The 21051-nt window shown below is 72.4% G+C and carries 18 protein-coding genes; 7 read left to right on the top strand and 11 right to left on the bottom strand.

What is annotated here, in order from left to right; translation table 11 throughout:
* The first annotated feature begins 16 nt into the window (after window positions 1-16).
* The 7 genes from EL266_RS04515 (at window position 17) to EL266_RS04485 (ending at window position 6675) form a co-directional block, all read left to right on the top strand.
* Window positions 17-1897: an ABC transporter ATP-binding protein gene (locus tag EL266_RS04515; RefSeq protein WP_026428113.1), complete on the top strand. Its 1881-nt coding sequence runs from the start codon at window positions 17-19 to the stop codon at window positions 1895-1897.
* Window positions 1897-3633 carry an ABC transporter ATP-binding protein gene (locus EL266_RS04510; RefSeq protein ID WP_026428114.1) on the top strand — a complete coding sequence of 579 codons (1737 nt, stop codon included), beginning with the start codon at window positions 1897-1899 and terminating at the stop codon, window positions 3631-3633. The genes EL266_RS04515 and EL266_RS04510 overlap by 1 nt, the downstream gene beginning before the upstream one ends.
* Window positions 3634-3787: 154 nt before the next feature.
* Window positions 3788-4693 (top strand): ion transporter, encoded by a 906-nt coding sequence (locus EL266_RS04505; RefSeq protein ID WP_051281475.1) that lies wholly within the window; start codon window positions 3788-3790, stop codon window positions 4691-4693.
* Window positions 4694-4833: 140 nt separating this feature from the next.
* A complete protein-coding gene (locus tag EL266_RS04500) occupies window positions 4834-5292 on the top strand; it encodes a phage holin family protein (protein WP_026428115.1) in 459 nt (152 codons plus the stop codon).
* Window positions 5289-5903: a hypothetical protein gene (locus EL266_RS04495; RefSeq protein ID WP_026428116.1), complete on the top strand. Its 615-nt coding sequence runs from the start codon at window positions 5289-5291 to the stop codon at window positions 5901-5903. The genes EL266_RS04500 and EL266_RS04495 overlap by 4 nt, the downstream gene beginning before the upstream one ends.
* Window positions 5900-6286: a DUF3618 domain-containing protein gene (locus EL266_RS04490; RefSeq protein ID WP_026428117.1), complete on the top strand. Its 387-nt coding sequence runs from the start codon at window positions 5900-5902 to the stop codon at window positions 6284-6286. The genes EL266_RS04495 and EL266_RS04490 overlap by 4 nt, the downstream gene beginning before the upstream one ends.
* A gap of 170 nt (window positions 6287-6456) precedes the next feature.
* Window positions 6457-6675 carry a DUF3073 domain-containing protein gene (locus EL266_RS04485; RefSeq protein ID WP_026428118.1) on the top strand — a complete coding sequence of 73 codons (219 nt, stop codon included), beginning with the start codon at window positions 6457-6459 and terminating at the stop codon, window positions 6673-6675.
* 118 nt (window positions 6676-6793) lie between these two features.
* On the opposite strand, the gene purM is transcribed toward EL266_RS04485, so the two are convergent.
* The 11 genes from purM to EL266_RS04430 all read right to left on the bottom strand — a co-directional run bounded on the left by purM (window position 6794) and on the right by EL266_RS04430 (window position 20935).
* The gene (purM, locus tag EL266_RS04480) at window positions 6794-7936 is read right to left on the bottom strand and encodes a phosphoribosylformylglycinamidine cyclo-ligase (protein WP_026428119.1); all 1143 of its coding nucleotides are present in this window, start codon (window positions 7934-7936) and stop codon (window positions 6794-6796) included.
* Between the two features lie 87 nt (window positions 7937-8023).
* On the bottom strand, window positions 8024-9736 hold the full coding sequence (gene purF, locus EL266_RS04475; RefSeq protein WP_051281483.1) for an amidophosphoribosyltransferase: 1713 nt from the start codon (window positions 9734-9736) through the stop codon (window positions 8024-8026).
* 68 nt (window positions 9737-9804) lie between these two features.
* Window positions 9805-11268, bottom strand: coding sequence for a GntP family transporter (locus EL266_RS04470; RefSeq protein WP_084501186.1), 1464 nt, complete (start codon window positions 11266-11268; stop codon window positions 9805-9807).
* Complete coding sequence (locus EL266_RS04465; protein ID WP_084501188.1) at window positions 11265-12236, bottom strand: NAD(P)-dependent oxidoreductase; 972 nt, start codon at window positions 12234-12236, stop codon at window positions 11265-11267. Before EL266_RS04465 ends, EL266_RS04470 begins: the two co-directional genes overlap by 4 nt.
* A 70-nt stretch (window positions 12237-12306) precedes the next feature.
* On the bottom strand, window positions 12307-13764 hold the full coding sequence (locus EL266_RS04460) for a four-carbon acid sugar kinase family protein (RefSeq protein WP_026428121.1): 1458 nt from the start codon (window positions 13762-13764) through the stop codon (window positions 12307-12309).
* A gap of 264 nt (window positions 13765-14028) precedes the next feature.
* A complete protein-coding gene (locus EL266_RS04455; protein WP_026428122.1) occupies window positions 14029-15567 on the bottom strand; it encodes an RNB domain-containing ribonuclease in 1539 nt (512 codons plus the stop codon).
* Between the two features lie 102 nt (window positions 15568-15669).
* Window positions 15670-16272 (bottom strand): hypothetical protein, encoded by a 603-nt coding sequence (locus EL266_RS04450; protein ID WP_126412160.1) that lies wholly within the window; start codon window positions 16270-16272, stop codon window positions 15670-15672.
* Between the two features lie 250 nt (window positions 16273-16522).
* Window positions 16523-16888, bottom strand: coding sequence for a sterol carrier family protein (locus EL266_RS04445; protein ID WP_026428123.1), 366 nt, complete (start codon window positions 16886-16888; stop codon window positions 16523-16525).
* A gap of 132 nt (window positions 16889-17020) precedes the next feature.
* Window positions 17021-19105 (bottom strand): PTS fructose transporter subunit IIABC, encoded by a 2085-nt coding sequence (locus EL266_RS04440; RefSeq protein ID WP_034515769.1) that lies wholly within the window; start codon window positions 19103-19105, stop codon window positions 17021-17023.
* A gap of 88 nt (window positions 19106-19193) precedes the next feature.
* On the bottom strand, window positions 19194-20168 hold the full coding sequence (locus tag EL266_RS04435) for a 1-phosphofructokinase family hexose kinase (RefSeq protein ID WP_026428124.1): 975 nt from the start codon (window positions 20166-20168) through the stop codon (window positions 19194-19196).
* Window positions 20165-20935, bottom strand: a complete 771-nt coding sequence (locus EL266_RS04430; RefSeq protein WP_026428125.1) for a DeoR/GlpR family DNA-binding transcription regulator — start codon at window positions 20933-20935, stop codon at window positions 20165-20167. Before EL266_RS04430 ends, EL266_RS04435 begins: the two co-directional genes overlap by 4 nt.
* Between the last annotated feature and the right edge of the window lie 116 nt (window positions 20936-21051).

Here is a 21051-nt window from a genome sequence, read left to right as displayed (position 1 = left end):
CCGCGCCGTCCGCTCCATGATCGGCCGCCTCCTTCCGTCGCCCGGCTCCCCCCTTCCCCAGCCACCCACCACAGGCACCGCCACCCTGCTGCTCTGGCTGCTCAAGCGCGCCTCGGTGCCGATCATCGTGGGCTCGCTGTTCGCCATCACCTCCAATGTCATCCAGGCCTCGGTGCCCGCCTTCCTGGGAGCGGCCCTGGACTCGGGGATCGAGAACGGGCTAAATCCCCACATCTGGGCCATCGGGCTGGGACTGCTCGGGCTCTTCGTGATCTACGCGATCGGGGACACCGGCCAGGCCTACTTCGGGACCCTGGCGATGGTGCGCGCCACCTTCGACGTCGACCGCCTCGTGGCCAGGCAGGTCGTCATCGCCGGAGCCGACCTGCCCCACCAGGCCTCCACCGGGGAGATCGCCTCGATCGTCGCCTCGGACGCCCAGCGCATCGGAGGCTTCGCCCGGCGCATGCCCGAGCTGATCGGCGCCGTCGTCTCCCTGGCGGTGGTGGCCGTGCTCATGCTGAGCACCTCCGTGCGCCTGGGGCTCATCGTCATCATCGGGCTGCCGCTGGTGGCATGGATCGTCACCCTGGTCATCAAGCCGCTCCAGCGCCACCAGGCCCACCAGCGCGAGGCCCAGTCGCGGGTCACCACCATCACCACCGACACCGTGGCGGGCCTGCGCATCCTGCGCGGGATCGGCGGGGAGGACGTGTTCGCCGCCCGCTACCGCGAGGCCTCCCAGGAGCTGCGGCGCCGCGGCGTGCAGGTCGCCGGCGCCCAGTCGATCCTCATGAGCCTGCAGGTCCTCCTGCCCGGCCTCTTCGTGGCCATGGTGGTGTGGGTGGCCGCGCGCATGGCGGTGCTCGGCGAGATCACCCCGGGCAACCTCGTCACCTTCTACGGTTACACCGCCTACATGTCCTGGCCCCTCATGGTCTTCTCCATGGTGGTGCAGGACTACACCCAGGCCGTCGTCGGCACCCGCCGCCTGGGCCGCCTGCTGCGGGTGGTGCCGGCGGCGGGGACGGTGCGCGAGCGCCTGGACCTGGACCCCTCCCGCGCGGTTCCCGCCCGCGGGGAGCTGGTGGACACCTCCACCGGGCTGCGCCTGGCCGCGGGCCGCATGACCGCCCTGGTGGCCCCCGACCCCGAGGTGTCCGCCGCCGCGGCCACCCGCCTGGGGCGCCTGAGCGACGCCGGACCCACCGTGACCCTGGGAGGCCAGCCGCTGGCCAGCATGCCCCTGGAGAAGACCCGCGCCAGCGTCGTCGTCTCCGGGGCGACCGCCCAGCTCTTCACCGGCACCCTGCGCGACGCCCTCGATGTGCGCTGCGCCCCCGACCCGGCCCCGGCGGAGGTGGCGGTCCTCATGCGGGCCGAGGCCGAGCGGGCCGGGCTGGCCGACGTCGATCAGCAGGTCCGCGCCCAGGAGCGCCAGATGCCCGGGGACGACCGGCTGCTGGAGGCCCTGGAGGTGGCCGACGCCGGCGACGTGCTGACCTCCCTGCCCCAGGGCCTGGCCGGGATGATCACCGAGAAGGGCCGGTCCCTGTCCGGCGGCCAGCGGCAGCGGGTGGCGCTGGCCCGGGCGCTGCTGACCGAGGCCCCCACCCTGGTGCTCATCGAGCCGACCTCGGCGCTGGACTCCCACACCGAGTCGCGGGTGGCCCGCCGCCTGGCCGCCGCCCGCCAGGGCCGCACCACCATCGTGGTCTCCGCCTCCCCGCTGGTCCTGGAGGCCTGCGATGAGGTGGTGCTCCTGGACGACGACGGCGCCGAGCGCATCCGCTCCACGCACCGCGACCTGCTGACGGCCGCCCGGACCGGGCGGGAGGACGCCCGCGCCTACCGGGACATCGTGGCCCGCGCCACCGGAGAGGAGGTGGAGTCCTGATGGCTCTGCCCCTGGCCCCCGGACAGGTCGCGATGCGCAAGACCTTCGGGATCATGGCCTCCTACCGCAGGAGATTCGCCCTGGTCCTGGCCCTGCAGATCCTGTCGATCCTGGCCACCCTGGTGGCGCCCCAGCTGCTGGGCCAGCTGGTGGGCCGCGCCTCCCAGGGCCTGGCCAGCGCGGGCTACGTGGATCGGATCGTGGCGATCATCATCGTGGTGACGATCATCGGCGCGATCATCAACCGCTACGCGCATATGCATGCCCGCACCCTGGGGGAGGCGGTCTTCGCCGATCTGCGCGAGCGCATGATGGGGCGGGTGGTGCACCTGCCGCTCTCGGCGGTGGAGTCCGCGGGGACCGGTGACCTGGTGGGGCGCACCACCAATGACATCTCCCGCATCGAGTTCCTGGTGCGCGTGGGGATCCCCCAGATCATGGTGTGCCTGGTCACCATCGTCTTCACCGTGGTGGCGGCCGCCGTCGCCGACCCGAGGCTGGCCCTGGGGCTGCTGGTGATCGCCCCTCCCGTGTGGGCGATGATGCGCTGGTACCTGCCGATCTCGGTGCCGGCCTACCGGGCGACCTCGGCCACCTATGCGCGGCTCAACGGCGCGGTCTCCGAGACCGTGGAGCACGCCCAGACCGTGGACGCCCTGGGGATCGGCAACCGCAGGGAGGCGGCGATCGCGGCCTGCGTGGCCGAGGCCTGGTCCCTGGAGACCTATACCGCGCGGCTTCGGGTTTGGCTCTTCCTGGTGCTGGATGTGGCCTGGCGCGCGCCGGTGGTGGTCATCCTCCTGTGGGGCGGCTTCCTGGCGGCCCACGGGCAGGCCACCCTGGGGGCGATCACCACGGTCTGCCTCTACGCCATGGAGCTGCGCAAGCCGGTGGGGCAGCTGATGTTCTGGATCGACCAGGTCCAGATCTCCCAGGCCTCGCTCTCGCGCATCCTGGGGGTTGAGGAGGTCCCGCCGGACCGCGCCCCCACCGGGGAGGTGCCACAGGGCACCGCCATGGAGCTGGACGACGTCCGCTTCGCCTACCGCGAGGGCGTCGAGGTGCTTCACGGCATCGACCTGGCGCTGGTCCCCGGGGAGCGCCTGGCGGTGGTGGGCCCCTCGGGCTCGGGCAAGTCGACCCTGGGGCGGATGCTGGCGGGCATCAACCCGCCGACGTCGGGGAGTGTGACCGTGGGCGGGGTGCGCCTGACGGACCTGTCCGAGGCCGAGCTGCGCCGCCACGTGGCCCTGGTGACCCAGGAGCACCATGTCTTCGCCGGCACCATCGCCGACAACGTTCGCCTGGGGCGCCCGGGGGCCGACGATGCCACGATCCGCGGCGCGCTGGAGGCCATCGGGGCCGACGCCTGGGTCGATGAGCTCCCCGAGGGCATGGAGACCCTGGTGGGCTCGGGGCATCTGTCCCTGAGCCCGGCCCAGTCCCAGGAGGTGGCGCTGGCCCGGCTCGTGCTGCTCGACCCCCACACCCTCATCCTCGATGAGGCCACCTCCCTGCTGGATCCGCGGGCGGCCCGCACCCTGGAGCGCACGCTGTCCAGCGCCCTGGCGGGGCGGACCGTGGTGGAGGTGGCGCATCGCCTCTACACGGCCCAGGACGCCGACCGCGTGGCCGTGGTCATGGACGGGCGGATCGTCGAGCTGGGCACGCATGATGAGCTGGTGGCCCTGGGCGGGGAGTACGCGGCCCTGTGGGAGGCCTGGAGCCAGGAGTAGCCCGCTCCCTCAGTCCGCCAATCCGTGAGTCCGCCAATTTGCGCGAGTTCGTACTTTTCCGGGCCCGGAAAAGTACGAACTCGCGCAAATTGGCGGAGTCAGGGGGTGTTGTCTACACTCAGCGCCGTCCCGCCTCACACCGGAGATCCCTCGCATGACCCCTCAGCCCACTCCCTGGCGCCGGCGCCTCGACGAGTGGGTCCACTCCACGCGCGTCCAGAACGTGGTGATGGCCCTCATCCTCATCAACTCCGTGACCATCGGCCTGGAGACCGCGGTGGCCCACGGCTCCGCGCTCGGGCGGATCCTGACCGTGATCGACCACACCGCGCTGACGGTCTTCGTGGCCGAGATCGTCATCAAGCTGGTGGCCATGGGGCCGCGCCGCTTCGCCCGGGACGGATGGAACATCTTCGACTTCCTGGTGGTGGCCGTGGCCCTGGTTCCGGGAGCGGGCCCGCTGTCGGTGCTGCGAACACTGCGAATCCTGCGCCTGCTGCGGGTCATCAAGTTCATGCCCAGCCTGCGCCGGGTGGTCGAGGCCCTGCTGCTGTCGCTGCCGGGCATCAGCGCCATCGCCCTGCTCATGGTCATGATCTTCTACGTGGCCGCGGTGATGTCCACCGCCATGTTCGGCCCGGCCTTCCCGGACTGGTTCGGCAACCTGGGCCGATCCCTCTACACGCTCTTCCAGGTCATGACCCTGGAGAGCTGGTCGATGGGGATCGTGCGACCGGTGATGGAGCATTCGCCATGGGCCTGGGCCTTCTTCGTGCCCTTCATCCTCATCTCGGCCTTCACCATGCTCAACCTGTTCGTCGCCGTCATCGTGGACACGATGTCCCAGATGGATGCCCGCCACCAGGGCGACGACGACGCAGCAGACGCAGCCGAGGCATCCGGCACGGCCGCCGACGACGCGGCCGCCTCCGGCGCTGAGCCCGCCGACCCGCCCGCCGACCTGCCGGCTGACCCGCCCGCCGACCTGTCCGGCGAGATCCTGGCCGAGCTGCGAGCCCTGCGCGAGGAGGTCGCCGCGCTTCGCGCCGAGCGGGTCTGACCGGTGCCGGCGAGGACCGTGCGCCTGGGGCACAGGCCCGCACATGGGGCAGCAGTTCCCTGCACGGCCGGCCTGTGAGATTCTTGGGCCAGTGGGCCCTGCCCGCAGCATCCGTCCGCCGCCTCGAAGGTTATTCACCTATGGCCCAGAATCAGCCTCCTGCTCCACCTCCCCCGCCAGCGCCGGGCCGCTCGCCCCAGCCCAGCCTGGGCGAGCTCGTCTCGCGCATCTCGGAGAACGTCTCCGCCCTGGTGCGTGGTGAGATAGCGCTGGCCAAGGCCAAGGCCATGCGCATGGCGACCTCCTCGGGACTGGGCGCCGGGCTGCTCGGCGGTGCCGCGGTGCTGGGCCTGTTCGCCTTCGGACTGCTGCTGACCATGGTCGTCCAGCTCCTGGCCCTGGTCATGCCGCTGTGGGCCGGCTGCCTCATCGTGGCCATCATCCTGCTCATCATCGCCGCCGTCCTGGCCTATGTGGGCCTCCAGAAGCTCAAGGCGGCCAAGGCCGACAACCCCGACCCGCGCCCCAACCTCAAGCAGAGCGTGGAGACGGTCCGGACCGCGGTGGTCGCGGGCCTGGAGAGGGGGAACGCCCAGTGAGCACGCCCAGAGTCCCCGCCCCCGACGCCCCCACCCAGCCCATCCCCCGCGTCCAGGCCGCCAACGGCACCGGCAAGCCCGGCAAGCCCAGTAAGCCCGGCAAGTCCGTCAGGCCCGCCAGGCGGAAGGGCCCCACGCCTGAGGCCCTGGCCGCCGAGCAGGACGCCCGGCTGCGGCGCCTGGCCTCGGATGTCGACACCCTGGCGGCGCGACTGGCCCCCGCCGCTCTCCAGCGCCTGGCCGAGCAGACGGCCTCCAGCGCCATGACCGAGCTGCGCGCCCGCGCCGAGGACCTCAAGGGCCAGGCCCGCGCCCGGGCCACAGCCATGCGCTCCCAGACGCGGTCCACGGCCCAGCACCTGGCCTCCCGGGCAGGCCTCGCGCCCGACGACGCCTCCCGCCCCGCCCCGCAGGACACCGGTGCGGGCTCCCAGGGCCCGGGGCTGTCCGCGCCCGCGCGCCTGTCCCGCATGCTCGACGACGCCCGCGACGGCGAGCCCGTGGCCCTGGGCGCGGTCACCGCCGCGGCCCTGGGCCTGGTGGGGCTCGGCGCCGTGGCCCTGGTCAAGGCCATCACCGCCGGCACCGCCTCCTCGGAGACGATCTCATGAGCGACTCCGAGCAGATGAGCGGATCCTCCCAGGACGCCCCCGCCACTCCCGAGCAGCTTGAGGAGCGCCTGCGCGCCCAGCGCCAGGCCCTGGCCGATTCGGTGGACGAGCTGGCCTGGCGCGTGGATCCGCGCGCCCAGGCCCGGGCCGCCGGCGAGGAGCTGCGCGATCAGGCGCAGGCCGGCCTCAGCGCTCTGCGCGGCCAGGCCGAGGAGGGCCTGGCCGATCTTCGCGGGCGCGCCGACTGGCTCAGGGCGCGGATGGGCAGGACTGTCCGGGGCGTCCAGGACGGCGACCCCCAGTCGCTCAAGGAGGCGGCGGCAGCGATCGCTGTGGGAGCGGTGGCGACCGGGCTGGTCGTGGCGGGTCTTCTGCGCCGCTAGGGCCGCGCGGCCCACGAGCCTGGGAGCTGCGGGGTGGGCGGCACCACGGTACCTGGGCGACTCCCGAATGGTGTTCCTGTGCGGCGACGATGTACGGTTGCCCCACGACACATTTGACCAGGAAGAGCGCGCCACGTGCGTGCCGTGACACGTTGGAGGGGGTCGAGCCTATGGGGCGCGGCCGTCAGAAGGCCAAGGCGACCAAGGTCGCCCGTAAGCTCAAGTACTTCAGTCCGGAGACGGATTACGCGGCTCTCGAGCGCGAGCTCGTCTCCGCGTCCTCTGCCTCCGAGGCCGGGGAGGACAACGACTACGAGGAGCTGGCCGCCAAGTACGCCGTCGATGACGATGACTGGGATGAGTCCGACGAGGTGCCAGGTAACCGCTGAGGCCGCTCAGCCCACTCATGCACTGAATTCCTCAGAGGGAGCGGTGGAACCGCTGCGCCCTCTGAGGAGTTCTGCGCATCTGGGCGCCCTGGTGGGGTGAGGCGGGCGGGCCCCGGGCTCACTCGCTGCGGTAGTCGCCGTGGATGTCCACGGCGCCTCCATCGACTCCCTTGGTGCCGGCCACGAGCCGGCCCCGGGCGCGCCCGTCGTCCTCGCGCACCTCCCCCAGCACCCAGGCGGGGATGCCCGAGCCCTCGGCGATGCGCAGCACGCCGTCGGCCCCCGAGGGGTCGACGACGGCCACCATCCCCACCCCCAGGTTGAGGGTGGCCTCCGCGTCCTCCCAGGGCACTTGGCCGAGCTCGCGGATCGTGGAGAAGACCGGCGGGACCTGCCAGGAGGCCCGGTCCACGCCGGCCACGAGCCCGGCGGGAAGGACGCGCGCCAGGTTGGCGGCCAGTCCCCCGCCGGTGATGTGCGACAGCGCGTGGAGGGGGCCGGGGGCGGCCGGGGAGGACAGGGTCTCCAGCATGGCCAGGCACACTCGGGTGTACAGGCATGTGGGCTCCAGCAGCTCCTCGCCGAGGGTCCGCCCGAACTCCTCCACGTGGCGCTCCAGCTCCCAGCCGGCGGCCTCGACGACGCGGCGCACCAGGGAGTAGCCGTTGGAGTGCAGGCCTGAGGAGCCCAGGGCCACCAGGACATCCCCGGGGCGCACCCGCTGGGCGCCCAGCATGCGATCGGCCTCGACCACCCCGGTGGCGGCCCCGGCGATGTCGTAGTCCTCGGGCCCCATGAGGCCGGGGTGCTCGGCGGTCTCCCCGCCCAGCAGGGGGGTGCCGATGGCGGCGCAGGCCGTGGCCACACCCCGCACGATGTCGGCGATGCGCTCGGGGACCACGCGGCCGCAGGCGATGTAGTCGGTCATGAGCAGGGGCCGGGCCCCCACGACGACGATGTCGTCGACCACCATGCCCACCAGGTCCTGGCCGATGGTGTCGTGGATGTCGAGGGCCTGGGCGATGGCGACCTTGGTGCCCACGCCGTCGGTGGAGGTGGCCAGCAGGGGGCGGGTGTAGTCGCGCAGGGCGCTGGCGTCCACCAGGCCGGCGAATCCTCCCACGCCTCCCACCACGGCGGGGGTCATCGTGGCGGCCACGGCCTCCTTCATGAGCTCGACGGCGCGGTCTCCGGCGGCGGTGTCCACCCCGGCCGAGGCGTAGGTGATGGGCTGACTGGCCTGATCGGGTACTGGGGGCATCGGGGGCTCCTTGAGAATCGATCGGTCTGATGGTCGGGGCGGGGGCGGACCGGGGCCGCCCCGGGGCGGGCAGGGGCGGGCCGGCGCCTAGGTGGTGGGGCCCGCTGTTCCCAGAGGGCTGCCGGCCCTCAGGTCGGGCAGGGTGATGGAGTCGGGGTCGACGGCGCCGGCAGGCGCGGGGGTCCCGCGGCGCCGGTAGGCCGAGGGCACGCGGCGCACCGGGCCGGCGACGACGACGGCGCCCTGGGAGGGCGGCTGGATCGGGTAGTCGCCGGTGAAGCAGGCCATGCACAGGTCCTGGGCGCGCTGGGCGGTGGCCTCCACCATGCCCTGAACGGACAGGAATCCCAGGGAGTCGGCTCCGATGGAGCGGCAGATCTCCTCCACGCTCATGCCGGTGGCGATGAGCTCGGCGCGGGTGGCGAAGTCGATGCCGTAGAAGCAGGGCCACAGCACCGGCGGGGAGGAGATGCGCACATGGACCTCGGCGGCCCCGGCCTCTCGCAGCATCCGCACCAGGGCTCGCTGGGTGTTGCCGCGCACGATGGAGTCATCGACCACCACCAGGCGCTTGGACTCGATGACCTCGCGCAGGGGGTTGAGCTTGAGGCGGATTCCCAGCTGGCGCAGGGTCTGGGTGGGCTGGATGAAGGTGCGCCCCACGTAGGCGTTCTTGACCAGGCCCTGCCCGTAGGGGATGCCCGAGGCCTGGGCGTAGCCGATGGCGGCGGGGGTGCCCGACTCGGGCGTGGCGATGACCATATCCGCCTCCACGGGGTGCTCCCGGGCCAGGGCGGCGCCCATCTCGTTGCGCGAGGCGATGACCGAGCGCCCCGAGATGCGGGTGTCGGGGCGGGCCAGGTAGACGTACTCGAAGACGCAGCCCGCCCGCCGCACGGTGGCGAAGCGGGTTGAGCGCACGCCGTCGTCGTCGATCTCGATGAGCTCGCCGGGCTCGATCTCGCGGACGAAGGCCGCCCCCACGATGTCCAGGGCCGCCGTCTCCGAGGCGACCGCCCAGCCGTTGGCCAGGCGCCCCAGCACCAGGGGCCGCACGCCATGGGGGTCGCGGGCGGCGTAGAGGGTGCGCTCATCCATGAACACCAGGGAGAAGGCGCCGCGCAGCATGGGCAGGACTCGGCGGGCCGCCTGGTGGACGCTCAGGGGCGCGGGGGCGCCGTAGGCCTCGGCGAGCTCGACCTCGTCGGCGATGCCGCTGGCCCGCAGGTCACCGGCGGCGTCCCAGTCCGTCAGGGCGCCGCGCTCGCAGATGAGGTTCATGAGGGCGGCGATGACGGCGGTGTCGGTGGAGGACCCGCGGCCCAGCTCGCCGGTGAGGTCCTCTCCGGTGGTGGCGCGCACGGCCTCGATGAGCTCGCGGGTGTTGGTGAGGTTGCCGTTGTGGGCCAGGGCCAGGGTGGAGCCGGAGGCGGGGCCGAGCATGGGCTGGGAGTTCTCCCAGGTGGTGGCCCCGGTGGTGGCGTAGCGCACGTGCCCCACGGCCATGTGGCCGGCCAGGGAGGACAGGGCGCCGTCGTCGAAGACCTGGGAGACCAGGCCCAGGTCCTTGTAGACCAGGATCTGCTCGCCGTTGGAGGTGGCGATGCCGGCGGCCTCCTGGCCGCGGTGCTGGAGCGCGTAGAGGCCGAAGTAGGTCAGGCGGGAGACCTCCTCCCCCGGTGCCCACACCCCGAAGACGCCGCACTCCTCGCGGGGGGCGGGCTCGAGCTCGTCGAGGCGGTCAGCCGGGGCGGGCGCGTGGAGGGGGCCGGTCAGCCCGTGGTTCTCACCAGTGCTCACCCGCACAGTCTTCCACGTCACGCGGCCCGGCGCTCCCGCGACCCGCTGGGCCGGGCCGCAGCGGGCCCTCAGGCCAGCATCCACAGCATGGCGGTCAGGGCGAACCCGACGAGGCCCGCGATCGTGGACAGGGCTGTCCAGGTCTTGAGCCCGTCCTTGACGCTGAGCCCCATGTACTTCGTGACGATCCAGAACCCGGAGTCAGAGACATGCGACAGCCCCAGCGCCCCGAAGCCGATCGCCATCTGGATGAGCACCACCTGGAAGGCCGTGTACCCGCCGTTGGCCACGGCGTCGGTCAGCAGGCCGCCGGTGGTGAGGATCGCCACCGTGGCCGATCCCTGCGAGGCCCGCAGTGCCTGGGAGATGACGAAGGCGGTGACCAGGATCGGCATATTGGCCTCCACCAGCACCCCGGACAGCGCCTTGCCGATCCCGCTGGCCACGAGCACGGAGGCGAAGACGCCGCCGGCACCGGTGACGAACACGATGGTGGCCACATCCGGCAGGGCCGAGTCGATGATCTCGCCGCGCCTGGCCAGGCCCCAGCCCTGCTGGGCCCCGATGATGAGGTAGGCCAGGATGACGGCGGTCAGCAGCGCCGTCGTCGAGGAGCCGACGAAGCCCAGGATCCCGTGAGCGGTGCTCCCCTCCTCAACCATCATCTGCCCCACGGTCCCCAGCATCATCTGGGCGATGGGTGCGACGATGAGGAAGATGACGGTGCCCGGCCCGGTGGCGTGGGGACGGGCGACGGCGCCGCCCGGCTCATAGGTGGCCTCGGCGCTGTCCTGCGCGGAGCCCAGCGGGCTGCCCTCCAGGACGATGCCATCCACATTGAACAGCTTCGACGCGAAGTAGGAGGCCACCGCCACCACCGCGCACACGGGCAGGGAGACCATGGTCAGCAGCCCGACGTCGGCGCCCAGGGTCGCGGCGGAGGCGACCGGCCCGGGATGGGGCGGGACGACGACGTGCAGGGCCATGAGGGTCGCGGCGACCGGCAGGCCGATCTTCAGCGAGTTGATCCTGGCGATGTGGGCGAAGCCGAAGACGATCGGCGCCAGGATGATGAAGCCGACGTCGAAGAAGATCGGGATGCCCAGGATGAAGGAGGCGGCGGTGACGGCGGCGATGACGCGGTGTCGCCCCAGCACTCGGGTGAAGCGATCGGCGAGGATCTCCGCGCCTCCGGCGGCCTCGACGATGCGCCCCAGGATCGCCCCCAGGCCCACGATCATCGCCACGGTTCCCAGGGTCTTGCCCATGCCGTCGGTCATAGTGGTCACGATGTCGCCCACAGGGATGCCGGCCACGAGCGCCAGGCCCATGGAGACCAGGAGCATGGCGATGAAGGCGCTCATCCTGACCTTGATGACCAGGACGAGCAGGACGGCAATGGCCCCGGCGGCCAGGAGCAGCAGGACGGGGGCGGATAGGACCGGCTCGGGAGGCTCATCCCCGGCCAGGGGGAGGGCGGAGGCGAGCGTCGGGGAGGCCAGGAGGCCTGGGCTCAGCGCGACGGCGCTCATGACGGCGCCTGCCCGGCTCGACTGGCGGCGCCCGCCTCGCCCGGGCCCGCCTCACCTGGGCCCGCCTCGGCCGTGGCCGGCGCGCTTGGGCTCGGTGCCAGAACGGTGATGATGCTGGAGTCGTCCTGGGCCGCCAGGCCTCGACGCGCGCCCTGGAGGTAGAGCTGCTCGGCGGCGGCGGCCACCGGCGTCGACAGGCCCGCGCTCTTGGCGGCGGCGGTGACGATGCCCATGTCCTTGACGAAGATGTCCAGGCGGGAGCGGACCTCGGCGCCGGCCTCGTCGTAGGCCTGGAGCATGCGCGGGCCGCGATCGCCCAGCATGAAGGAGGAGGCGGCGCCGGCCATGAGCGCCTCCAGGGCGGCGGCGGTGTCCAGGCCCAGCGCGTCGGCCAGGGCCAGGGCCTCCCCGGCGGCGGCGATATGCACTCCGCACAGGAGCTGGTTGACGGTTTTCATGGCCTGCCCGTAGCCGGGGGCATCACCCACTCGGACCAGGGTGGAGGCCAAGGCGTCCAGGACGTCGTGCGCGGCCTCCCAGGAGGCGTCCTCGGCACCGACGACGACGAGCAGGTCGCCGGTGCCCGCGCGCACCGGCCCACCGGAGACCGGGGCGTCGACCAGGCCCAGGCCGGCTGCCGCCAGGCGCTCGGCCACGGCGGAGACTCCCTGGCCGCCGACGGTGGAGGTGAGCAGGACCTGCGCCCCGGGCCTCATGGCGGCGGCGATGCCGTCCTGGCCGAAGAGGAGCTCCTCGAGCTGGGCCTGGTTGCGCACGGCGACCAGGACGGCGTCGGCGCCGGCGGCCGCCTCGGCGGCGCTTGCGGCAGGGGCGATGCCCGCCTGGCAGGCCAGGTCCAGGCGCTGGGCGGCGATGTCGAATCCGGTGGTGGTGAAGGTGCGGGCCAAGTGGGAGGCCATGGGCAGGCCCATGGCGCCCAGGCCCAGGACGGCGACGGTGCTGGTCATGTCGACCTCCTTGGATGAGAGTGGGGTGGTGCGAGCCCGGTACCCGGCCGGCGGCCGGGCCGGTGGCCGATCAGCCGGCCCAGTGCGATCCGGTCCCGGCGTCCAGCGTGGCGACGACGGCGGCCAGGGAGTCGTCGTCGCCGACGTTGCCGGCGAAGACGATGTAGGGCACCCCCGCGGCGGGGCCGTCCTGGGGCTCCCACAGGGAGACGATGCCGGGCAGCATGGGGCCGCGCACGATGGCCCGGCTCATGCCCAGGCCCCTGCTGGCCACGTCGGAGGAGGTGATGCCGCCCTTGGCGATGATGAAGCGCGGGCAGCGCGCCGCCACGATGCGTTGGACGACCTCGACGACGGCCTGTGAGACGCGACGAGCGAACTCCAAGGACTCCTCGGCGTCGCGCCCGGCCACGAAGGCCCCACCGCGGCGCACGACGACGCTGCCGGTGCGAAGGGCCTCGATGGCGGTGTCGGCGATCTCGGCGAGATGGGCTGGGCCGCGCGCGTCGTCCAGGACGGTGGGCACGTCCAGGACGATCTCGGGGGTGGAGGTGGCGGCGCGCAGGGCGTCGACCTGCCGTCCGGTCAGGCCCACGTGGGAGCCGACGACGATGAGGCCGCCACGGGCATCCGATTCCGGGGCGGTGCTGGCCGGCTGGGCCTGGTCGGGGCTCAGTGGCTGGTGGGGCTCCTGGCCGATGCGAGCGCGCACGAAGGGCGGGCCGACCCGGTAGACGAAGGTGGATCCGGCGTCCTCGGCGCGCTGGAGCGCGCGGGCCAGGAGCCGCAGGTCGTTCTCCTCGACGCAGTCCACGGCGATGGGCGTGCGGCTGGCGGCCGAGCCCAGGATGTCGACGACAGCGTCCTCGTCAGTGCGCAGGAGCGTCAGGTCGATGGTCAGGACCCGGCCGGCGGGCACGGCGCCCCCGGTCTTCTCCTCGACCCAGGCGGCCAGCTGGGAGGCTCGGTAGCCGAAGGTCTTGTCGCCGGCGAACTCGGTCTCCCCGACGGGCACGTAGCCCGCCGTCGGGGAGCCGGCGTAGTGGATGCCGCCCACGGTGATGCGCCCGGCGTCGGGGAAGGCCGGGGACAGGATGATGCCGTCCACCGGGGTGCCGGCCCTCTCCATGAGGTCGGCGATGGTGTCGGGCTCCAGGGGGTAGTGGCCGCGCAGAGTGGAGTCGGAGCGGGAGACGAAGGCGATGGCCGTGCCGGTGCGCTCGGCGGCCTCCAGGGCGTGGGTGACGACCTCGGTGTTGACACGGGCGGCGTCGTCCGCGTCCAGGGAGCGGGAGTTGGTCATGACGTAGACGGCGGGGGCTCCCCTGCCCAGGGCCCAGACCAGGTCCTCGACGCTCCAGCCGGTGATGACCGGCAGGTCGGCGACGGACTGGGTGCCGGTGGGGTCGTCATCGAGCACGATGAAGGTGCGCCCCGGGCTCGGGATATCGGCGGAGGCCACTGGCGGGCCGGCCGGGATGCCGCGGAGCAGGTCGTCCAGGGTGGTTGGTGATGGGTGCTCGGCCATGGCTCTCTCCTTCGCGAGACCGTGGTGGCGCCGGTGCCCGAATGACGCCTGGGCGCCATCCGCCTCGCCGCCCGCCTCATCGCACCGAGATGCGCCTCACCGTACCGTGCCGGGAGTCACATCAGCAAGGGTTTTCTGACCCCTCCTGGCCCGCACGCGGTCACTGATGCACCCGGGCCGCCCGTGCCCGCATGCGCCAGCGCCGCCCCGCGGCTGATTGGTCGACCCAGTGCCAGGACGCGCGGGGGCCAGGACCGTGCCGGCTCAGACGAGCTCGAAGTCCGTGCGGCCGGTGGCGGGGTCGGCGCGGCGCAGGCGGGCCCGTACCCGCTCGCCCACGGGCAGTCGTGGCGCGCTGCCGGCGCCGGGCTGCGCGGGGGCCGAGGCGCGGATCTCGGTGACGACGGCGGGCTCGGTGAGCATGAGCTCTCCGCGGCCCTCGCGCACGGAGGTGATGACGCCCTCGAAGACCTGCCCCTCATGGCCGGCCAGGACCATGGCCTCCAGGATGGACACCGCGCCGCGGCCGATGGCCTTGGCCAGGCGACCGGTGCGGGACATGACCTCGGGCAGCTCGGGCAGGGCCTGGGCGACCCAGTCGGGCACGGGCCGGCCGGCGCAGGCGGCGATGCAGACCTCCTCGCCGTAGCGGTCCACCAGTCGGCGCAGGGGCGCGGTGACATGGGCGTAGCGGGAGGCGATGGCGGCGTGGATGGCCTCCTGCTCGCCGTCAGGCCCCTGGCCGGGGGCGTCCGGGCCGTTGAAGGCCAGGTAGCCCGAGCCGCGGAACAGGCTCATGGCCTGGTCCATGAAGGCGGCGTGGGCGGGGACCTGGTGGTCCAGGGAGCGCAGGAGCTCGGGGTAGGGCTGCTTGGCGGGCCAGTCGATGCCCAGGGCGCGGGCGACGCGGCGCAGGCGGGCCTCATTCTCGTCCCTAGCCGGAGGCAGGGTGCGCAGGATGCCGACGCCGTGGCGCACCATGATGGCGGCGGCGCTGATCCCGGTCATGAGGGAGATCTGGGCGTTGTAGTCCTCGACGGGCAGGCTGGCGCGGTAGACGAGTCGGTAGCCCTCGTCCTCGGTCTTCTCGATCTCCTGCTCCGGGGTGGTCAGGGAGGTCCCGCCGCGCTCGGCCTCGCGCTCCAGGCGCAGGCGGCCGATCTCCTCCAGGAGGGCGGGCAGCCCCGGGGGCACGGGGGCGGGCAGGCTCGCCCCGTCGAGGGCCTCCTGGACCTGGGCGTAGGTCAGGCGGGCGCGGGAGCGCACCAGGGCGCGCTCGACGTGGGCGGTGAGGATCTCGCCGCGGGGGTCCAGGTCGATGGTCCACAGGCAGGCGGGGCGCTCGACCTCCTCCAGGAGGGAGGCGGCCCCGTGGGAGAGCGCCTCGGGGTGCAGGGGCGTGGCGGCATCGGGGGCGTAGATGGTCTCTCCACGACGGCGCAGCTCGGCATCCAGGGCGCCGCCGGGGGTGATGAAGGTGGCCAGGGAGGCGATGGCGTAGTGGACGCGATAGCTGGGCCCGTGCTGGTCGGCGGGGTCGAGGCGCTCCAGGGCGAGGGCCTGGTCGAGGTCCTTGGAGCCAGGAGGGTCGATGGTGACCAGGGGCAGGTCACGGGCGTCGCGCGCCCCGTCATCCAGGAGCCGCTGGGGGCCGCCAGCCTCCCAGGCCTCGGCAGCGGCCTGAGCCTCGGCGAGGGCCTCGGGCGGGAAGTCGGTGATGCCGTGCTCTGCCCGCAGGGCGTCCAGGGCGCTGGCAACCTCGGCGGGCGCGGCGGTGTAGGCGCTCAGTCGTGTACGGCTCATGGGAGGAACCTACCGGGCCGGGCGGCGGGAGTGAGGAGCCATGGGCGCCGGCGCCCGCGCCATCACCCGGACCGGACAGGCCGCCGGCGCCACACACTCCAGTCACTGAGAGTCGAGAGGACTGGGGTATACGGTCCTCTTCTGCCTAGGACCGCTCGCAACATCCGGTGCAATCGGTGCGATGGACCGCCCCAGGGCCAGCATCTTATCCGTTCCATCAACGGAGTTGCCTTGAGCATCCCTCCATGATGACGACATAGCTAGGAGGTGACCGGAAGGGTACTGCCACACGAAGAACGAATTGCCCTTCCAATAGGCAGTGAATCCCTCACCCTCAACCCCTTCAACAGACACCATCTCATGCGGGACCTCAGCCTTAACGTAATCATAGTCGGCCATGATATCTGGAAGACCAAAATAGCCGGTCTGCCCATTATACTCATACTCTATGTCTAATCCATCACCTACCTCCTCGTGATCGGTGAAAAGAACCATGCACGTTAAAACAGGTTTATTCTCGCCATAGGAGTACTTGGAGAAGGCGAAGTATTTGATACGGCGGTCCAACGCACTGTTCATATCCCCCGCGGTCATCAGGTCACAGACCTTCACATCACCGGGAACCCCCTCATCACGGGCCTTCTCACTTCCCGTCGCGCATCCCGCCAGGGAGACGCCAACCACCAGGGCGGGAAGCAGCACCACCCGACACGCCCTACTTAAAACTCGCCGCCGTCGATCCCATAGCATCATGCCCGTTGGTCCACGCATCATCAATCTCACCCCTCATATCATTAAGGTCCTGGTTAAATCCCTTGTCCATTTGGACCCTCGCCTCCCATTCCGCAACCTCCTCCAACTCCTTAGAAGTAAGACCTTCGAGATCAACCCCATAAATGATCTCACCATCAGCCCCTCGCCACCGCCCAGTACACGGCCAGGCCCGGCATCCAGCTCATTCCGTGAGAATTGGCAGGTAGTCCGACAGGTCGCAGCGCTCCCCCGAGGCGCGCAGGGCCCCGCGCGCTGCCGCCTCCCGCCACTCCAGGCGCCCCACGGCCAGGGCCAGCCAGGTCTCGGCGTCGGTCTCGACGACGCTGGGCGGGGTGCCGCGGCGGTGCACCGTGCCGGCCACCGCCTGAGTCACCCCGAAGGGCGGCACCCGCACCTCCACGGAGTGTCCCGGCGCGCAGGCCGACAGCTCCTCCAGGCAGTAGCGCACGGCGGTGGCGGTCACGCTTCGGGGCACCTCATCGCTGGAGGCCCACTGCCGCAGCGCGGCCACGCCGTCGGCGGGATCGATACGTCGTCTGGGAGCCATGGCGCGAGCCTACGCCGCGGGCCGGCCGCCCGGGCGCAACGCCCAGGCGGCCGGCCCGGGAACCCCACCATGCCCCGCGCACGCGATGAGGCGGGCCCCCAAGGGACCCGCCTCATCGACTCGCCCGGCCCGTCAGGCCTTGTGGGCGTGGCTCTTGAGCAGAACCACCAGGGCGGCGGTCACGGCGACGCCGGCCAGGATCGCGAGGATGAATCCGAAGACGTTCTGGATCGCGAAGGCCACGAACAGTCCCCCGTGCGGGGCGCGCGAGCCCACGTGCATGGCCATGCACAGCGCACCAGTGACCGCGCCTCCGGCCATGGTTGAGGGGATGATGCGCAGCGGGTCGGCGGCGGCGAAGGGGATGGCGCCCTCGGAGATGAAGGACAGTCCCAGCAGCCAGGCGCTGCGACCGTTCTCCACCTCAGCCTTGGTGAACAGGCGGGGCCGCAGGAAGGTCGCCACCGAGACGGCGATCGGGGGCACCATGCCGGCGGCCATGACGGCGGCCATGATCTCGAAGGAGGCCTGCGTGTTGGCGGCCAGGCCCGCCGTGCCGAACAGGTAGGCGGCCTTGTTGACCGGCCCGCCCAGGTCGAAGCACATCATGAGCCCCAGGATGATGCCCAGGAAGATGGCCGAGCCGCCGCCGGACATGGCGGTCAGCCCATCCTGCAGGTTGGTCATGAGGGTGCCCAGGGGCCGGCCCAGCACCATGTACATGAGACTGCCCACGACCAGCGTTGTCCCCAGGGGGATGACGACGACGGGCATGAGGCCGCGCAACCAGCGCGGGACGTCGAGGCCTACCAGCCAGGCGGCGAAGTACCCGGCGAGGATGCCGCCGACCAGGCCGCCGATGAAGCCGGCGCCCACGGCACCGGCCACCACGCCCATGGCGAAGCCGGGGGCGATGCCCGGGCGCCCGGCCAGGCCGAAGGCGATGTAGCCGGCGAGCGCCGGGACGAGGAAGCCCATGGCGGCCTGGCCCAGCATGAACAGCACCGATCCCAGGTAGAGCATGAAGCCCGTGGCATACTCGGCGCCCGCCACCGTGCCGGGCAGGTTGGTCAGGGAGTACTCGTTGACCACGGTGGCGGCCACGGAGTCGGTGGCGCCCTCAGGGGTCAAGGCGATGTCGTAGCCGCCGAAGAGGAACCCCAGCGCGATGAGCAGACCGCCCGCCGCCACGAAGGGGATCATGTAGGACACGCCGGTCATGACGGCCTGCTGGAGGCGACGCGCCCAGTGCACGGACCCCTCGGCCTCCTCGGAGGCGTCCTGGCTCGCGGCGGCCGCCGGCACCCGGGCGGCGGAGGGGTCGTCGATGGCCGCCAGGGCCTGGTCCACCAGGGCACCGGCATCGTTGACGGCGGCCTTGACGCCGACGTCGATGACCGGCTTGCCGGCGAAGCGCTCCCGGCCCTTGACCGGCAGGTCGTGGGCGAAGATGACGGCCGAGGCGCGCTCGACCAGGGCGGGGTCCAGGGCGTCGATCTTGCCCGATCCCTGGCCCTCGATGGCCACGGTCACGCCGCGGTCCTTGCCGGCCTGCTCCAGGGCCTCGGCGGCCATGAAGGTGTGGGCGATGCCGGTGGGGCAGGAGGAGACGCCCACGATGACGACCTCCTCCCCGGAGGCCTTGGCGGCCGGCGCGGAGACCGCATCGTCCTTGGGCTTGTCCGCCGCCTGCGCGCCCTTAGAATCCTCAGCGCCCTCAGCGCCCTCAGCGCCCTCAGCGCCCTCGAGAAGCTCGGGCTGGACCTGGCCGGTGACGATCCTGGCGACGTCCTCGGCGCTGTCGGCCTCGCGCAGTGCCCCGGTGAACTCGGCCTGCATGAGGCCGCGGGCGAGCTTGGCCAGGAGCTGGAGGTGGACGTCGTCGGCGCCGTCGGGGGCGGCGATCATGAAGACGAGGTCGGCGGGCACGCCGTCGGCGGCGCCGAAGTCCACGGGCTCGGCCAGGCGGGCGAATCCCAGGCTGGGGGCCAGGACGTGGGGGCTGCGGCAGTGGGGGATGGCGATGCCGCCGGGGATGCCAGTGGGCGCGGTGGCCTCGCGGGCCCTGGCGTCCTCGGCCAGGCCCTCGGAGGTGCTGGCGCGACCGGCGCCGGCGACGGTCGCGGCCAGGAAGTCGATGACGTCCTCCTTGGCCGGGCCGGCTTGGGCGTCGAGGACGACCAGCTCGGGGATGATCAATGGTGTGCTGTCGGTCATGAGGCTTCCTTGGTGTCCGGGGGATGCCGCGCGGGCACGCGGCGGGCAGAGTCGGTGATCGGAGGACTGTGGCGGGTGATGTCCGGCCCTAGAGCCGGGTGACGACGGCGGACTGCGCGGGCAGATCGGCGGGCGTGGGAAGGGTGGTGCCGGGCAGGGAGGCCGCGGCTGACCCGTAGGCCATGGCGGTGGCCAGGCGCTCGGCCTCATCGGCCCCGCGCACGGCGGCCAGGACGTAGCCGGCCACGGAGGAGTCCCCCGCGCCGACGGTGGAGACCACCGGCACCTCGGGCGCGGTGGCGTGCCAGGCCCCGTTGGCGGTGACCAAGACGGCGCCGGCGGGCCCCAGGGTGGCCATGACCGCCCCGATGCCCAGGTCAACCAGGACGCGGGCGGCTGCGGCCACGGGCTCCAGGTCCCCGGCGATCGCCCCCTCCTCCAGGTCGGCCGCCCCCACCCCGGCCAGCTGGGCGAGCTCCTCACCATTGGGCTTGATGAGATCGGGGGCGGCATCGGGCAGGTTGTTGGCCAGGGCCGCCAGTGGCGCATCGGAGGTGTCGACGGCGATGCTCACCCCGGCGGGGCGCAGCAGCTCGACCAGGCGCACGTACCAATCCACGGGCGCCCCGGGGGGCAGGGACCCGGACAGCACCGCCCAGTCGCGCTGCCCGCCCTGGGACAGCGCCCCCAGGAGGGCCTGCTCAACGGCCTCGACCTCCTGGGCGGCCAGGCCGGAGCCGGGCTCGTTGAGCTTGGTGGTGGTGCCGTCGGGCTCGGTGACGGCGGTGTTGATGCGGGCCGCCCCGGTCACGGCCACGGGCAGGGCGCTCAGCTCATCGAGGCCGAGCTCCTCGATGGCCCCCAGCAGGGGGTCGTGGGGCGCGGCGGGCAGGACGGCGGTGGCCGGCTGCCCGGAGTAGGCCAGGACTCGGGCGACGTTGACGCCCTTTCCGCCGGGCTCCACGGTCACCGAGGCCAGGCGGTTGACGCCGCCTCGCTGAAGGGGACCGGGCAGGGTGACGGTGCGATCGAGTGATGGGTTGGGTGTCAGGGTCAGGATCATGCGATGAGGACCTCGGTTCCGGTGTCGTGAAGGTGGGCGGTCAGGTCGGGGGGCGGCGGGGCGTCGGTGACCAGCAGGTCGACCTCGTCCGCCGCGGCGAAGGAGACCAGGTGCTCCTGGCCGATCTTGGTGGCGTCCGCCAGGGCCACCACGCGGCGGGCGCAGCGGACCATGGCGCGCTTGACAGTGGCCTCGTCGGGGTCGGGCGTGGACAGGCCGTGCAGGGCGGAGACCCCGTTGGTGCCCATGATGGCGACGTCCACGCGCAGGGCGGCCAGCGCCTCCAGGGCCTCTGAGCCGACGGCGGCCTGGGTCAGTCCGCGCACCTGGCCGCCCAGGATCCTCACCGTGATCCCCTCCAGGGAGGCCAGGTGGGCGGCGATGAGCACCGAGTTGGTGATGACGCTCAGGCGCGGCCCCCCGCCCAGGAGGCGGGCCAGGGCCCCGGTGGTGGTGCCCGAGTCCACCAGCAGAACGGTCCCCTCGGACAGCCCCAGCCGGGGCAGCGCCGCCTGGGCGATGGCCTGCTTGGCAGCGGTGTTGAGCTGCTCGCGATGGGTCACGCCGGTCTCGGGCAGGGCCAGGACCGGGGCGGGGACGGCGCCGCCGTGGATCTTGCGCAGGACGCCGCGGCGATCCATGGCGGCCAGGTCCCGCCGAATGGTCTCGGGGGCGACGGCGAGGCCATCAGCCAGGTCGGCCACCAGGACGCGGCCCGAGGCGCGCAGCTGCGCGAGAATCGCCTGCTGCCTGCTGTGCGCGTCCATGCTCGCCCCTGACATCCTTGTCACACCGCCTGCCCGTTCGGGCAAATCCGGTGCGGCTTCCTCTCCGTTCAAACAGGAGCCTAAGCCCGTTCCCACATTCTGTCTACCCCTTTTCG

The organism is Actinomyces slackii (assembly GCF_900637295.1).
GTDB lineage: Bacteria > Actinomycetota > Actinomycetes > Actinomycetales > Actinomycetaceae > Actinomyces > Actinomyces slackii.
This window is presented reverse-complemented; position numbering and strand designations above follow the sequence as displayed.